Source organism: Cellvibrio sp., assembly GCF_053579595.1.
The window spans coordinates 1-14685 of the sequence record NZ_JBRFPI010000070.1 but is presented as its reverse complement, the minus strand read 5'-3'; the positions used below and the strand labels follow the sequence as shown (position 1 = coordinate 14685).

Here is a 14685-nt window from a genome sequence, read left to right as displayed (position 1 = left end):
GATTACCACCTCGCGCTACCCAAAGGTGCAATCGACCAGGGTGAAACCTTATTGGCGGCGGCCAACCGCGAACTGAAAGAAGAGGTGGGTTACGGCGCGCGCAAACTGCAATTCCTTAAACGCATCAATCTTTCGCCCGCTTATATGGAGCATGGGATTAATGTGGTGATTGCCTGGGATCTTTACCCTGAGCGACTGGTTGGTGATGAACCTGAACCTATCGAAGTGGTGCCCTATCCTTTATCGGAGTTGCTGCAACTGATTGCCCGCGCTGATGTGTGCGAGGGGCGCAGTATCGCGGCCCTGTTTATGGCACGCGAATGGTTGGCGGGTAATTACCAGGCACCCGAGCCAGTGTTGGATTTATCCTTAACACCGGAGGTCAAGTATGACTAATCATCCTATCAGCGCCGAGTTGATCGAACAGCTTGTCGATCTCAGCCGCCGCGCGGGTGCGGCAATAATGGCTATCTACAACAACAAAGACAGCTACAACATTGAACAAAAGACCGATGAATCGCCTCTGACAGCGGCCGATTTAGCGGCACACCGGTTGATTAGCGCTGAATTGCCGAAGTTGTTGCCGCTGCCGGTTATCTCGGAAGAGGGGGAAATCCCCGAGTTTGCCGACCGCAATTTATGGGAACACTATTGGTTGGTTGATCCCCTCGATGGCACCAAGGAATTTATCGCCGGCAATGGCCAGTTCACCGTCAATATTGCGCTGATACAGCGTGGCCGAGCACTTCTGGGTGTGGTTCATGTGCCAGCCACCGACGTCACCTACCTCGGAGTGCTGGATGCGCGCGATGCAAGTAGCATAGGTGCGTTCAAGTATATGCAGGGTGGCCATCGCAAACCCATAGCCGTGCGTCCGCTGCTGGAGCGATTTTCCGGGAAGCAACCTTTTACTGTATTGCTCAGCCATCGCCATAACACCCAGGCCACCGTCGATTTAATGGAGACAATTACTCACAATTGGCCGGGTGCGATAGAGACCACCAATGCCGGTAGTTCACTCAAGTTTTGTGTGATTGCCGAAGGGCTCGCGGATTTTTATCCGCGTTTGGCACCCACCTCGGAGTGGGATACCGCTGCGGCACAGGCCGTATTAGAAGCTGCAGGTGGGCAGGTCGTCTGTGCGACTCCCTCATTGCCAGCGCTGGTATATAACGCGTCTGAAGATTTGCTCAATCCACATTTTTATGCGCTAGGCGATAAAAACTTCTATTGGGAAAAACTGTTAGTAGCCGATGAGTTGGTTAATTAATCTTGTTCAACTCTGCTCGTTGCACCGGATAAGTGCAGCTGTAATCCCGCCGGTTTTATAACCAAAGTGCTAGTGGTTCGAGAAGAAAATATTCTAAGTTCAAGGTGGTTAATAGTTGTGCATCTGGGCTAGTCTTCAATAGCAGGGAGTGAAAATCTATACAGGCCTACACAAAATTTTCTCGAATCAAATAGTCCCCTGCAACACCTGCCATACTACGTTTGTTATTCAGTTCTTAGGGAGTGTTATTTATGAGACGACAAAGCAAAAATTTAAAGGCCGATTTTAATACCAGCCGTGCTGATTTAATGCGCGACAAACTGCTGCGTGAAATATCCGATTACGAACGCCAGCTGGCCGAATTGAAATTAAATGGCGCGCAGGTGAATTTCACCATGATCCAAACCTACAAAGAATTAATCAGTGCGCGCCAAGCTATGCTGAAGCGCTTGCCTGTGCATTACTAGCAGCTAATCAAGCGCTGCGACTTTTACCCCGTGGTGTAATGCTAAAGCGTGGATCATTAAACTCCTGTTGCAGATAAAGGGCTGTCGCCAAGTTGGGTTTAGCACACTGTTGTGCTAATTCATCATTGGCGGCGGCCTTAATTTTTTCAGCGGAAGTATTTTTTGTTGCTGTGTGTGTCAACATTCCCCTTGTGGGAATACGCAAAGGTTTATGTTGCAGCCAATCATTGGCATCGCTAAAGGGCATGGGGCGATGGATAAAATATCCCTGTACCTGATCGCAACCTAACTCGCGCAAACTACCGATCTGTTCAAACTCTTCCGCGCCCTCTGCGACTACCGCTAAACCCAATGCGTGGGCGATAGAGACTATGCCTTTGGTAATATCCCAGTCCACTTTATTACCCGGCAAATCGGCGACAAATGAACGGTCAATTTTAATAATATCCAGCGGCAAGCGTTTGATGTAAGTGAGCGATGCATAGCCGGTTCCAAAATCATCTACCGCCATACGCGCACCCAAATCGCGACAGCGCAGCATAATCCGTTTTGCGCGTTCCAAATCTTCCAGCATCGCCGTTTCAGTAATTTCAATAATTAAAGATTCACCAAAGCCCTGTTGTTGCTCGCATAGAATTTGCAATTCCACTAAAAAAGACGGATGCAAAAAATGGCGCGGTGAAATATTGATATGGATATCGGGCGTTAATGAATTTTTATTCCACAATCGCATTTGCCGCGCGGCTTCACGCAACACCCAGTTGCCTAAACGAAATTCCAAATCGCCGCGCCCGGATTCAAATGCCTGGATTAAAGGCCCGGCGCTAATCACTTCTCCATCCGGTTTGCACCAGCGCAACAGGGCTTCAAAACCCACCACGCTTAAATCCTGCAATTGGCAAATGGGTTGATACCACAATTGCAATTCGTTGCGCTCCAATGCACCTTCTACATCAACCACGGAAATTAACCGATTTTGTGGCTCTTCAGCTTTTACCGAGGCGCGTTGGAATCTATCGCCGCCCTGGCTTTTGGCGATATACATAGCGGCATCTGCTTTGCGCAGTAAATTAATTTCATCGACACCATCTTGCGGTGCCAGTACCACACCGATGCTGCCACTTAAGCGACCGCGTTTGCGACCCTTGCCATAGGGTACACGCAGTGCCTGCAAGAAACGTTTCGCGAGAGTATCTATATGAGATTCATCGCACTCGGCGATAATTAAAAATTCATCGCCACCCAAGCGGCCAATTTGATCGCCTTTGCGCACTACATCCGATAAACGCTGCGCTACATCACGCAGTAAAATATCACCGGTTTCGTGACCCCAATGATCATTGGCAGATTTAAGTCCGTCTACATCAATAAAAAATAATGCAAACGAGCGATTGTAGCGATGCAGTTTTTCGAGGCTGTCATCGACACAATTTAAAATGCCGCGCCGGTTTAATAATTTGGTTAGCGGATCAATGGTGGCAAGTGCGCGCAGCTGCGCTTCCAATTGTTCACGGTGGCAGGCCACCGCAATTTGGCTGGCTATACGCTCGGCGAGCGTGAGCAATTGTGGGGAAATATCAGCAACTGATTCGGTGTGCGCAAACCAGGAGGAGGCGAGTACACCCAGCACTTTATCGGAAGAGATTAGCGGAATGACCAGATTGGATTGCAATCCTGCGTCAACCAATTGCGCCATAGCATCGGGCGCGCTCGGGTAATGACGTGTGAAAATACTGGTTTTGCTCGTTAGTGCACGCCCGGAAATCCCGGTAGTGGATGAGAAGCGAAACCCTTTAAACGCATTGAGCAAATGCTGCTGCTCACCTTCGAACAATTTATATTCAAAGGTCTGTGTTTCTTCATCGAGCAAAATTAATGCAGTGCCATCGGCACCCAATAGATTGCGCACCGCAGCAGCAGCTTTTTTAAAGAAAATTTGAAAATCCGGTTCGAGCGTTAACGCATCCATGGCGGCCAACAGTGATGGCACCGCTGTGTGTAACAATAACGAATTTTTCATGGAGGTCTGCTCACAAAAACATCAAAAAAATACCTGGGTGAGGTAGGGCTTCAAAGAATTGCAATTAACTTGCCAGTGACATTTTTGTAAGCAGTTATTTACAAAGAGAGCGGGATTTTGTGGGTTAATATGACAATGTTTACTATTGAAGAATAATGAAGGCGCGACGCGATATAAATAATCACCAGATTACGACAAAAATCATTTTGGATGCATTTAATTGGTGCGGTGAGATTTATTCGCTGCACCAAACTGGGTGTTAAAAGGCTAATTACAGTGTAGCGTCGATTGACAACGCAGTTCATTATATACAACTATATATAACGAATTTATAACAGGGCCTCCACATGGCGGTAAGGCACATGAATAGAAAGAATGGTTTTTCTTGTAAGTGCAGGGGTGTGCTACAGCGAATAATGTGTGCGCCAGCATTGCTTTTGGTATTGATGTCAATGTTTCATGCGGGTGCAGCACAGGCTGGCGATATAAAAGTATCTGCTGCTGCAAGTCTTACTGATGTGCTGACAGAGTTAAGCCGCGCCTACGAAAAAACTCATACAGGGGTTGTGATCAGAACGTCTTTTGCTGGTTCATCAACCTTGGCAAAGCAAATCGAACATGGTGCACCTGCCGATATTTTTATTTCAGCCGATAAAGATTGGGCGGATTATTTGGAAAAACGCAGTTTATTAAATAAAACTACGCGTGCGGATTTATTAATCAATGAGTTGGTGTTGATTGCACCATTGAACCGCACCTTGTCTATCACTATGGCGCGCGATTTTGATCTGCTTGCCAGCTTCAGCGGAAAATTGTGTACTGGTGAACCCGCCTATGTGCCCGTGGGTAAATATGCCAAACAGGCGCTGACTTATTATGGATGGTGGTCGGCAATTCAACCGCGCCTGGTGGGAGCTGAAGATGTGCGCACTGCGCTGGCGTTTGTGGAGCGCGGCGAATGTGCCTTGGGTATTGTGTATAAAACCGATGCCTTGATGAGTAAAAAAGTCACTGTTGTCGCGAGCTTTCCAGCTCAAAGTCACTTGCCTATTGTGTATCCCGGTGGGTTAACCAAAAATGCGACCGCTGAAGCACAAGCGTTTTGGCAATTTTTGCAATCGGATACCGCAGCAGAAGTGTTTGTTCGTTACGGATTTGCGCTTGCACCAAACTCTCTTGATATGAATGTCCATGATACTCACTGATGCTGAATGGCAAGTGCTCTCCTTATCTGCCCAGGTTGGAATCTGCGCGACACTTCTGTGCGCGTTGCCCGGGATTTTTTTTGGTTGGTTGCTGGCACGCAAAGATTTTTTTGCCAAACCTGCACTGGAAGCCATTTTATTTATGCCAATGGTATTGCCGCCTACGGTGCCGGGTTATTTACTGTTGGTGGTATTTGGTTCCCAGGGGGTCGCAGGCCAGTGGTTAAAAAATAATTTCGGTATTGAATTGGCGTTTAATTGGAAGGGTGCTGTTTTGGCATCTGCGGTCATTGCGTTTCCGTTGATGGTACAGGCTGCAAAATTATCGGTGCAGATGATTGATCGGCGCCTTGAAGCGGCGGCCAGCACATTGGGCTCAAGCCCATTTAAGGTGTGGTGTAGCGTTACCTTGCCATTAATGTTGCCGGGTATTTTGATTGGATCCATTATGGTATTTAGCCGCTCGCTCGGCGAGTTCGGTGCGACCATTACGTTTGTCGGCAATATCGCTGGTGAAACTCGCACGCTACCCTTGGCGATTTATTCTGCAACACACCAGATCGATGGTGATGCGATGGCGTTACGTTTAATCGTGATTTGCCTTGCGCTCGCTTTTTTTTCGCTGCTCTTGAGCAATATCCTGACGCGCCGTGCGGAAAAATGGCTGGGAGTACACCGTGCTTGAGTTGAATTTTGAATTCAGGCGCGCTGATTTTTCACTGTCTGCTATGCAGGTTCTTGATACGCCTATCACTGGTATTTTGGGGGCGTCGGGCAGCGGTAAAAGTACTTTGCTGGCGCTGATTGCGGGCTTATTGAAACCGCAACAAGGTTTTATCAAACTGAATGGCCAGCCGCTGTGCGATAACCAAGCCAAAATTTGGGTGCCGCCGCATAAGCGCCATATAGGATTGGTTTTTCAGGATGGACAATTACTCCCGCATTTAACGGTGCGTAATAATTTGCTTTATGGTTACAACAATATTCTTGCTGCGCAGCGGCGTTTTCGTCTGGAGGTGATTGTCGAGTTATTGGAAATTGGCCATTTGTTGGAGCGTCGCCCCGGCAATTTATCGGGCGGAGAAAAACAGCGTGTGGCATTGGGGCGCGCCGTTTTATACTCGCCTGAATTGCTGTTATTGGACGAACCTTTGTCGGCATTGGATGAGCGATTAAAGCAGCAAATCTTGCCGTTCTTTTTGCGCATCTATGCAGAATGCAAAATTCCGATGGTGTATGTCACCCACGCGCTCAGTGAATTGCAGTATTTAACCGACTGTTATTTTCAGGTGCGGGATGGGAAATTAATGGCTGCAGATTGATGTGCTGTCAGGCCACTGGCAGCGGTTTTTTACGCAGTAATGGTTTGAATTCCGTGAAATGTTTTTCACCCAGTGCGCGAATATCCTGCTGCAGTTGCTGATATCGCTCAAGAACATCCAGCCCCAAAGGCGTTAAGCGTGTTCCTCCTCCTTGAGTTCCTCCCGTCGCCGTTTCTACCAGTGGTTGCTGAAAACAGCGATTCATTGCATCAACCAAGAGCCATGCACGGCGATAGCTCATACCCAGGTGTTTTCCTGCTGCGGAAATTGACCCGGTTGATTGTATGGCGGTTAATAAATCCGCCTTGCCCGGACCAAACGCAATTTCATCATCCAGCATCAGGCGCGCCTGAATTTTTAGGCGCACGCCGGTAGATTCTTTTTTTTTGCTTTGCTCACTCGTCATGATGGGTTGATGGTGAGTTGACCCACAAAATTACAGGGTCGATGGCGACTATCCAATTGCTCTTTGATAATTTTTTCCCATGCCGTCGTACAGGCACCGGTTGAGCCAGGCAAACAAAAAATGAGTGTGCGGTTGGAAAATCCGGCAGTCGCACGTGATTGAATCGTCGATGTGCCAATTTCTTCGTAAGACACCTGGCGAAATAATTCACCAAACCCGACAACGGTTTTATCAAATAAAGGTGTTACTGCTTCGACAGTGGAATCGCGCCCGGCAAAACCGGTGCCGCCGGTAATTAATACGACTTGTGCTTGTGCATCCACAATCCAGTTGGAAAGTACTGCGCGGATTTGGTAGATATCATCAATCACTAATTTGCGGTCATGTAGCTTGTGACCCGCTGTGGTTAATAAATCCTGCAGTTTTTGGCCTGAGGTATCGGTTTCCAGGCTGCGCGTATCAGATACGGTGAGTACGCAAATATTCAAGGGTTCGAATTCTTTTTGGGATGACACTCTAGCCTCCGGTCATATTCATAAACCGCACAATTTGCGGTTCATTATCTAAATCAAACGTATGTTTTTCCGGCTTGTGGTGCATGGCGTTGATAATGCGCGTGCGCACTTCTTGCTGCGGATCTTCGCTGGTGCGCAATGCCTCGCGCAAATCCACGCTGTTCTCTTGCCCCAGGCACAATAATAATCTTCCAGTTGCCGTGACACGTACGCGATTGCAGCTGCTGCAGAAATTATTCGAATGGGGCGAGATAAAACCGATGCGCGAGTCGTAACCACTTGCCTGCCAGTAACGCGCGGGGCCAGCGTTATCTTCACCTTTGGCAAACACTGGCTGCAATAAATGTTGTTCGCTGATGGCGCTGCGCAATTCATCGCTGCTGACAAACTCGGCGGCGCGGCCGTGTTCATCGATGCGCCCGAGCGGCATCTCTTCAATAAAACTGATATCCAGTCCTTCATTCAGCGCAAATTGCACCAGCGCCGGTACTTCATCGGCATTGTAATGTTTGAGCGCAACGCAGTTGAGTTTGATGCGTTTAAAGCCCGCGGCTTGTGCGGCCTTGATTCCTGCCAATACCTGATTGATATCACCGAAGCGGGTGAGTTGGCGGAAGCGTTCGGGGTTGAGGCTATCGAGACTGATATTAATGCGGTTTACACCTGCCTCTTTGATCGATTGTGCGTATTGGGGCAGGTGGGTGCCGTTGGTGGTGAGGCAGAGTTCTTTCAAGCCCGGTAATTGCCCCAGCCGCTGCAACAGGTCAATGATCCCGCGCCGGATCAGCGGCTCTCCACCGGTAATGCGCAGTTTGGTTACGCCCAGACCGACAAACGTCTCGCCCAGCGTGGCCAGTTCTTCAATGCTCAATACCTCGGCGCGCGGCAGGAAAGTCATATCCTCCGCCATACAATAGACGCAACGCAGGTCGCAGCGGTCAGTCACTGAGAGGCGCACGTAATTGATGGTTCGGCCAAAGCTATCGATCAACATATATAAAGAAGGATTCCTGGTTGGGAGAGCCACTCTAGCGGCGCTATGCCCTTGGCTCAAGACGTTTCGGTTTTGATTCGCTTATATCCGTTGCAAGCCTGCGGCCAGTATTAAGTAACGGCTGGCTGAGTCAGCCAAAAACTCTGATCCAAAATGGTGATTTTTAGAATCTTACACCGATATTGACCTCCTGCTGAGTGTTTTTGTTGGCTTGCCTTCGTCAATTAATCCGGTGGGTCTGGCAAAAAATCGACCAATAAATAGCAAATGTATTGTTGTGGTGCGCTTTGCACCATTACTTTGTTTTTAAATGGTGCATATTACCAAAAGAAGAAAAATCATTTTTGCTGCCAGTTGGTGCGCCATTGCACCATTAAAATTCATAAACCTCTAGGGTGCTGGTGAAGAGGAAATTGGCTGCTGTGAGTGATGTCGTGGTTTGTGTTTTTAAGTTTATGAAATATAAAGAAAAATATTTTTCCAATTAAAAAAATGCGATATGGCATCGCGCTTGCAATTACCTGTCTGTAACTAAATTGCAGGTGATGCCATGACCAGTTTTTTCAAAGCCAGCGTAGAAACCCTTCCTTCTGCCATGCTCAAACAGCGCAGTGATGCCAATGAGCGCGCAAAAAAATCCCGCCTTGGCAAGGTCTGGTTGGTAGGAGCAGGCCCTGGTGATGCAGAGCTGTTAACTGTCAAAGCACTGCGTGCAATCAACACCGCCGATATTATTTTTTATGATTATTTGGTCAGCGACGATATTCGCGCACTCTTCCCTAAAAATGCTCCTGCGCATTACGTTGGTAAAGCGAAAAACCAGCACAGCATCGCGCAGGAAGATCTCAACCAATTATTGGTTAAACAAGCGCAGTTGGGTTTGACTGTGTGCCGTATTAAAGGCGGCGACCCCTTTGTATTTGGCCGCGGCGGTGAAGAGCTGTTGGAATTGCGCACTGCCGGAATTGAAGCAGAAGTGATCCCCGGTATTACCTCCGCCTCCGGTTGCAGCACCTACGCCGATATCCCTTTGACTCATCGCGGTTTATCGCAGGGCTGCACTTTTGTGACCGGCCACGCCGAAAAAAGTTTGGATGTGAATTGGGCTGCGCTGGCCCAATTGAACCACACCTTGGTGTTTTACATGGGCCTGACCCGCGCCGATGAAATCGCTGCAAAATTATTGGCGGGCGGATTGGCTGCTGATACGCCGGTTGCGATTATCGAAAACGGCTGCCGCAAAGACCAGCGCGACATTATCTCTAGCCTTAGCGAATTCCCCGGTACAGTTATCCGCGAGCAAGTGCAATCACCCGCGCTGATTATTGTCGGCGAAGTGGTGCGCATGAAAGAAAAATTGCAAGCACAGGTGCAATTGCATGCATCAGAAAAGCAATACCTGTTGGCTTGAATGATCGTCATTTTCCAACATTAGTTAATACAAAAATTTCACGACCGTGAGGCAGATATGAAGAAGCGCATTGTAGTAGTTGGCAACGGCATGGTGGGCCACAAATTTATCGATAACCTGGTGAATCACGCGGATGCGGATCAATATCAGGTCATCACCTTTTCTGAAGAGCCGCGCCTTGCCTATGACCGCGTGCAGCTATCGAAATATTTTTCCGGCTCAACGGCCGAAGATTTGATGTTGACCAGCGAAGATTATTACACCGAGAAAAAAGTCGAATTTATTCTAAAAGATAAAGTTATCGATCTTGATTTTGACAATAAAGAAGTGATCACTGCCTCTGGTCGTCGCGAAGGCTATGACAAGTTAATTCTTGCCACAGGTTCTTTCCCGTTTGTGCCGCCTATTCCCGGCAATAACGGCGAACACTGCCTGGTGTATCGCACAATCGAAGATTTGGAAGCCATTACCAATTCCGCCAAGCAGAGCAAAGTGGGTGTGGTAGTCGGTGGTGGTCTATTGGGTTTGGAAGCTGCAGCTGCACTTAAAGCGGCCGGCCTTGAAACTCACGTCGTAGAATTTGCTCCGCGTTTGATGGCGGTACAACTCGATGAAGGCGGTGGAAAATTATTGCGCCGTAAAATTGAAGCAATCGGCGTAAAAGTGCACACCCAGAAAGCCACCAATGAAATTGTTGCGGGTACTGAACTTCGCTATCGCATGAATTTTGCCGATGGCAGCCATCTTGAAACCGATATGATTTTATTCTCTGCCGGTATTCGCCCGCAGGATGAACTCGCGCGCAAATGCGGCATTCAATTGGGTGAGCGCGGCGGTATAGTGGTCGATAACAACTGCCAAACTAATATCGACAATGTGTACGCGATCGGTGAATGTGCGCTTTGGAATAATCGTATTTACGGTCTGGTTGCGCCCGGTTACCAAATGGCAAAAGTCGCGGTATCCCATATCACTGGCGGCAGTGACCAATTTATGGGTGCTGATATGAGCACCAAATTAAAATTACTCGGCGTTGATGTGGCATCGATTGGCGATGCGCACGGCACTACTCCGGGTTCGCTGAGCTACACCTACAGCAACGATGTCGATGAAGTTTATAAACGCATGATCGTGTCAGCCGACAATAAAAAATTGTTGGGTGCGGTGTTGGTGGGTGATGTAGAAGCCTACGGCACACTGCAACAAATGTGCGTTAACGGAATGGATTTACCGGAAGATCCCAATTGCCTGATTCTGCCAAATGTGGAAGGTGGCGGTGGTATGGCAATTGGTGTGGATGCGCTTCCGGAAGCGGCGATGATTTGCTCCTGCTACGACGTTAGCAAAGGTGCAATTTGCTGCTCAGTACAAAACGGCGCGCGCACTATGGGCGATATCAAAGCGCTCACCAAAGCTTCGACTGGTTGTGGTGGTTGTACAGCGCTCACTAAACAGGTGATGGATTCCGAGCTGAAAAAACTCGGCGTAGAAGTGAGCAACCATATTTGCGAACACTTCCCGCACTCGCGCCAGGAATTGGCCGATATAGTGCGCATTAAGCAAATCAAAACCTTTGACGATTTGTTGGACGGTCACGGCCATGGTCTGGGTTGCGATATTTGTAAGCCTGCGGTTGGATCGATTCTCGCTGCATTCTGGAACGAATATGTGTTGGATAAAAAGCACATTGGCTTGCAGGACACCAACGATATTTTCCTCGGCAACATGCAAAAAGACGGCACCTATTCAATTGTGCCGCGCGTTGCGGGTGGTGAAATTACCCCGGACAAATTAATTGTATTGGGTCAGGTTGCCAAACAATACAAGCTCTACACCAAAATTACCGGCGGCCAGCGTATCGATTTATTCGGTGCGCAATTGCATCAATTGCCCGCCATTTGGAAGGTGTTGGTTGACGCCGGTTTTGAAACGGGACATGCCTACGGCAAATCACTGCGCACTGTGAAATCCTGCGTCGGCAGCACCTGGTGCCGCTACGGTGTATTGGATTCAGTGGGTATGGCGATCACACTGGAAAACCGCTACAAGGGCGTGCGCGCTCCGCACAAGATTAAATTCGGTGTGTCTGGCTGTACCCGTGAATGTGCCGAAGCACAATCAAAAGATTTTGGTGTAATCGCAACCGAAACCGGCTGGAGTTTATATGTGTGTGGTAACGGCGGTATGCGCCCACGTCACGCGGATTTATTTGCTACCGGTTTGGATGATGTGACCTTAATTAAATATATCGACCGCGTGATGATGTTTTACATCCGCACCGGTGATCGTCTGCAACGTACTTCGGTATGGTTGGAAAATATGGAAGGCGGTTTGGATTATCTCAAGAAAGTGGTGATTGACGATAAGTTGTCGATTTGTGCAGAGCTGGAAGCGCAAATGGCCTACAACATTAGCCAATACCAATGCGAGTGGAAAACCACCGTTGAGAATGACGAGCTGCAAAAACGCTTTAAGCATTTTATCAACACTGATGCAACCGATAGCAACCTCGCTTATGTGGTTGAACGCGAGCAAATTCGCCCGGCAACCGCATTGGAGCGCAGCAATACCAATATCCAGTTTGTTGAGTTGGTTGATTAATGTGTAGCCCGTATGGAGTCTAACGAAATACGGGTTTGGCTTAAAAATTGAAATTTCCCGTATTGCGCCAGGCTCCATACGGGCTACGAATTCAAAGGCATTTTTAGTGAGAAATATCATGAGCGAAAAACCCTGGATCAGCGTGTGTGAGTTTGACGATTTAATTCCTGACACTGGTGTTTGTGCGCTAGTGAATAATCAGCAGGTAGCGATTTTCCGTTCGCGCCGTTTAAACGAAATTTTTGCAGTATCCAATTACGATCCTATCGGTGAGGCCAATGTGTTGTCGCGCGGCATCATTGGTTCGATTGGTGATGAAGTGGTGGTTGCATCGCCACTCTATAAAGAGCACTACAATCTACGCACGGGCGAATGCCTGGAAAAACCGGAGTACAACGTCGCTGTTTACCCGGTGCGGATTGATGATGGTTTGGTGCAAGTGCAGGCGTAATTTTCGTAACGGAAATTGTGCTGGCAGCAGTTAGTGTTTGTGTAAGCTTTCCCTTCTTCTTCGACTGCTTCATGAGTCGGCTTAATGGGCAAACCTGGTGGTTTGCCCTTTTTTATTGTCCAATCAACGACTCGTGCTAGCAGGGGCTTTGTGCTTGTGTTGGTACATGCGCTGATCTGCAATCTTGGTAAGTTCAAGCGGGTCGGCGCCATCATGCGGATAAAATGCAGTGCCAATACTGCAGCCAATTTGAATCGGATACTCCTCGATTAAGAAAATCTCGCTCAGTACCAATTGGATTTTTTCGCTGACAACTTTCGCCTGGTTGAGGTCATCCATTTGATGCAGCAGTATGACAAATTCATCGCCGCCGATGCGCGCAACCGTATCGGAAGTGCGCACGCAGGCGAGCAATCGCTGCGCAACCTGTTTTAATAATTCATCGCCCAGGGCATGGCCGTAGCGATCATTTACCGGTTTGAACTTATTCAGATCGAGCAACATCACTGCCAGCGCCCGCTGATGGCGTTTGCAATAGCTCAGCGCCTGTTGCAGTCGGTCGGCAAACAGGGCGCGGTTGGGCAGCCCGGTGAGGCTGTCGTGTTGCGCCATATAGCGAATTTTTTCTTCACTTTTTTTGCGCTCGGTAATATCGCGGCTGACACCGACAATACCAATAAAATTTCCATCGGCATCGTAAATGCCGGAGGTTCTGATCTCGGCGCACACGGTAGAGCCGTCTTTGCACAGATGGTCCAACTCCGCGACAAAATCGGGGAAGGGTTGGTTGGCTTTAACCGCCGCGATAGTTTTACCCACGGCCGCCTTTACTTTTTCGACCGACTCGGGAGTCAGTGTTTCTTCCAGTGTTTGCTGCATGGCTTCACTGGCCGTGTAGCCGCGCAGTTTTTCTACTGAGGGGCTGACATAGGTGAATCGGCCACTGAGGTCCATGGTCCAGATAACATCCTGGGCATTATCGGCCAGCAGGCGATGGCGTTCTTCGCTTTCGCGCAGGGCCTCCAGCGAAAGCTTGCGCTCTATGGCGATTTCCGCGAGATAGGCTGATTCTTCAATCAGTTTGATATCTTCCAGAGTTGGTTCGGCAGCTTGCCCCTGATAGATGGCAAATGTGCCCAGTACTTCGCCGTGGCGATTGATAATGGGTTCCGACCAGCAGGAGACCAGCCCTGCTCTGGCCGCCAGCTCTTTTACCCCAACCCAATTGGGGTCATTCTGGATATCGCGGACAATCACGCGCTCCCCTGTGATGACCGCGGTGCCGCAGGAGCCAATGCCCTGGTCGGCAGGCAAGCCGTCTACCGCATCGTTGTAAAACGCGGGCAAATGCGGTGCTGCTACTACCCGCAGCCGATTGGTTTTGCGATCCACCAACAATATGCTGCACATCATTTCCGGACGCATATGTTCGACACCCACAATAATCCCCAAAAGCACATCCTCAAGTGAATCATCGGCAGCGATTTGTGCAAGCACATGGTTGTGACCGCGCTGCCACACATCGGCGCGGCGCATCAGACGCACCATGTTGCGCAATTTCAGGTTGGCCCGGTTGATGTGCACCGCCGCAGCGATCACGACCACTACCCCAAATAAGGCCGCGAGTGCGATATAAAAATTATTCACCTATATCCTCGTTCCACAGCGCCGGTTGCCGGGAGATAAAATCCTGCATCAGTTGTATACATTGGGCATCGTCGCGTAAATCCAGTTCCACGCCGCGGCTGCGCACGTAGTCCTCCGGCCCTTTGAAGGTGCGATTTTCGCCAATAACGACTTTTTTGATGCCATAAAGTAGCACTGTGCCACTGCACATGTCGCAGGGTGAAAGGGTTGAATAGAGGGTGGCGCGGCGGTAGTCGGCTGCTTTCAGGCGCCCGGCGTTTTCCAGGCAATCCATCTCCGCATGCAATACACAACTGCCTTTTTGTACCCGCTGGTTGTGCCCGCGTCCTACAATCTTGTTGTCGATCACCAGCACCCAACCTATCGGAATACCCCC

Annotated in this window: 15 protein-coding genes; 9 read left to right on the top strand and 6 right to left on the bottom strand. The window is 49.1% G+C overall.

Features of this window, described 5'->3' with window-relative positions; translation table 11 throughout:
• From nudE to ACWA6V_RS06555, 3 genes are all read left to right on the top strand, one after another.
• Window positions 1-396, top strand: a 396-nt coding sequence (nudE, locus tag ACWA6V_RS06565) for an ADP compounds hydrolase NudE (protein ID WP_449521725.1), incomplete at its 5' end; no start/stop codon positions are given.
• Window positions 389-1270 carry a 3'(2'),5'-bisphosphate nucleotidase CysQ gene (gene cysQ / locus ACWA6V_RS06560; RefSeq protein ID WP_449521724.1) on the top strand — a complete coding sequence of 294 codons (882 nt, stop codon included), beginning with the start codon at window positions 389-391 and terminating at the stop codon, window positions 1268-1270. The genes nudE and cysQ, both read left to right, overlap by 8 nt.
• A gap of 251 nt (window positions 1271-1521) precedes the next feature.
• Window positions 1522-1737: a hypothetical protein gene (locus ACWA6V_RS06555; protein ID WP_310068053.1), complete on the top strand. Its 216-nt coding sequence runs from the start codon at window positions 1522-1524 to the stop codon at window positions 1735-1737.
• Between the two features lie 7 nt (window positions 1738-1744).
• Here ACWA6V_RS06555 and ACWA6V_RS06550 read toward each other — a convergent pair whose 3' ends face one another.
• Window positions 1745-3757: a putative bifunctional diguanylate cyclase/phosphodiesterase gene (locus ACWA6V_RS06550; RefSeq protein ID WP_449521723.1), complete on the bottom strand. Its 2013-nt coding sequence runs from the start codon at window positions 3755-3757 to the stop codon at window positions 1745-1747.
• 446 nt (window positions 3758-4203) lie between these two features.
• On the opposite strand from ACWA6V_RS06550, the gene modA reads away from it, so the two are divergent.
• From modA to ACWA6V_RS06535, 3 genes are read left to right on the top strand one after another with little or no spacing between them, the layout of a single operon-like run.
• Window positions 4204-4962, top strand: a complete 759-nt coding sequence (modA, locus tag ACWA6V_RS06545; RefSeq protein ID WP_449521722.1) for a molybdate ABC transporter substrate-binding protein — start codon at window positions 4204-4206, stop codon at window positions 4960-4962.
• Window positions 4949-5647, top strand: a complete 699-nt coding sequence (modB, locus tag ACWA6V_RS06540; RefSeq protein ID WP_449521721.1) for a molybdate ABC transporter permease subunit — start codon at window positions 4949-4951, stop codon at window positions 5645-5647. The genes modA and modB overlap by 14 nt, the downstream gene beginning before the upstream one ends.
• On the top strand, window positions 5640-6284 hold the full coding sequence (locus ACWA6V_RS06535) for an ATP-binding cassette domain-containing protein (protein ID WP_449521720.1): 645 nt from the start codon (window positions 5640-5642) through the stop codon (window positions 6282-6284). The genes modB and ACWA6V_RS06535 overlap by 8 nt, the downstream gene beginning before the upstream one ends.
• Before the next feature lie 7 nt (window positions 6285-6291).
• Here the strand turns inward: ACWA6V_RS06535 and ACWA6V_RS06530 are convergent, their stop codons facing one another.
• From ACWA6V_RS06530 to moaA, 3 genes are read right to left on the bottom strand one after another with little or no spacing between them, the layout of a single operon-like run.
• Window positions 6292-6690 (bottom strand): winged helix-turn-helix domain-containing protein, encoded by a 399-nt coding sequence (locus ACWA6V_RS06530; protein ID WP_449521719.1) that lies wholly within the window; start codon window positions 6688-6690, stop codon window positions 6292-6294.
• Window positions 6687-7205 (bottom strand): molybdenum cofactor biosynthesis protein B, encoded by a 519-nt coding sequence (moaB, locus tag ACWA6V_RS06525; RefSeq protein WP_449521718.1) that lies wholly within the window; start codon window positions 7203-7205, stop codon window positions 6687-6689. Before moaB ends, ACWA6V_RS06530 begins: the two co-directional genes overlap by 4 nt.
• A 1-nt stretch (window position 7206) precedes the next feature.
• Complete coding sequence (gene moaA / locus ACWA6V_RS06520) at window positions 7207-8199, bottom strand: GTP 3',8-cyclase MoaA (protein ID WP_449521717.1); 993 nt, start codon at window positions 8197-8199, stop codon at window positions 7207-7209.
• A gap of 595 nt (window positions 8200-8794) precedes the next feature.
• On the opposite strand from moaA, the gene cobA reads away from it, so the two are divergent.
• The 3 genes from cobA (at window position 8795) to nirD (ending at window position 12662) form a co-directional block, all read left to right on the top strand.
• A complete protein-coding gene (gene cobA / locus ACWA6V_RS06515; RefSeq protein WP_449521726.1) occupies window positions 8795-9610 on the top strand; it encodes a uroporphyrinogen-III C-methyltransferase in 816 nt (271 codons plus the stop codon).
• Window positions 9611-9667: 57 nt separating this feature from the next.
• Window positions 9668-12211 (top strand): nitrite reductase large subunit NirB, encoded by a 2544-nt coding sequence (nirB, locus tag ACWA6V_RS06510; protein WP_449521716.1) that lies wholly within the window; start codon window positions 9668-9670, stop codon window positions 12209-12211.
• A 118-nt stretch (window positions 12212-12329) separates the two neighbouring features.
• Window positions 12330-12662: a nitrite reductase small subunit NirD gene (nirD, locus tag ACWA6V_RS06505; protein WP_310068036.1), complete on the top strand. Its 333-nt coding sequence runs from the start codon at window positions 12330-12332 to the stop codon at window positions 12660-12662.
• A 123-nt stretch (window positions 12663-12785) separates the two neighbouring features.
• Here the strand turns inward: nirD and ACWA6V_RS06500 are convergent, their stop codons facing one another.
• Both ACWA6V_RS06500 and ACWA6V_RS06495 read right to left on the bottom strand, forming a co-directional pair.
• The gene (locus tag ACWA6V_RS06500; RefSeq protein ID WP_449521715.1) at window positions 12786-14309 is read right to left on the bottom strand and encodes a diguanylate cyclase domain-containing protein; all 1524 of its coding nucleotides are present in this window, start codon (window positions 14307-14309) and stop codon (window positions 12786-12788) included.
• Window positions 14302-14685 (bottom strand): nucleoside deaminase (locus ACWA6V_RS06495; RefSeq protein ID WP_449521714.1); only part of this gene is annotated, 384 nt, incomplete at its 5' end. The genes ACWA6V_RS06500 and ACWA6V_RS06495, both read right to left, overlap by 8 nt.

What these genes read in the sequence shown, in the direction of transcription:
- cobA (WP_449521726.1), top strand. Translation starts at nt 8,795, where the DNA reads ATGCTCAAACAGCGCAGTGATGCCAATGAGCGCGCAAAAAAATCCCGC.
- cysQ (WP_449521724.1), top strand. Translation starts at nt 389, where the DNA reads ATGACTAATCATCCTATCAGCGCCGAGTTGATCGAACAGCTTGTCGAT.
- ACWA6V_RS06530 (WP_449521719.1), bottom strand. Translation starts at nt 6,690, where the DNA reads ATGACGAGTGAGCAAAGCAAAAAAAAAGAATCTACCGGCGTGCGCCTA.
- ACWA6V_RS06555 (WP_310068053.1), top strand. Translation starts at nt 1,522, where the DNA reads ATGAGACGACAAAGCAAAAATTTAAAGGCCGATTTTAATACCAGCCGT.
- modA (WP_449521722.1), top strand. Translation starts at nt 4,204, where the DNA reads ATGTCAATGTTTCATGCGGGTGCAGCACAGGCTGGCGATATAAAAGTA.
- nirD (WP_310068036.1), top strand. Translation starts at nt 12,330, where the DNA reads ATGAGCGAAAAACCCTGGATCAGCGTGTGTGAGTTTGACGATTTAATT.
- nirB (WP_449521716.1), top strand. Translation starts at nt 9,668, where the DNA reads ATGAAGAAGCGCATTGTAGTAGTTGGCAACGGCATGGTGGGCCACAAA.
- ACWA6V_RS06550 (WP_449521723.1), bottom strand. Translation starts at nt 3,757, where the DNA reads ATGAAAAATTCGTTATTGTTACACACAGCGGTGCCATCACTGTTGGCC.
- moaA (WP_449521717.1), bottom strand. Translation starts at nt 8,199, where the DNA reads ATGTTGATCGATAGCTTTGGCCGAACCATCAATTACGTGCGCCTCTCA.
- modB (WP_449521721.1), top strand. Translation starts at nt 4,949, where the DNA reads ATGATACTCACTGATGCTGAATGGCAAGTGCTCTCCTTATCTGCCCAG.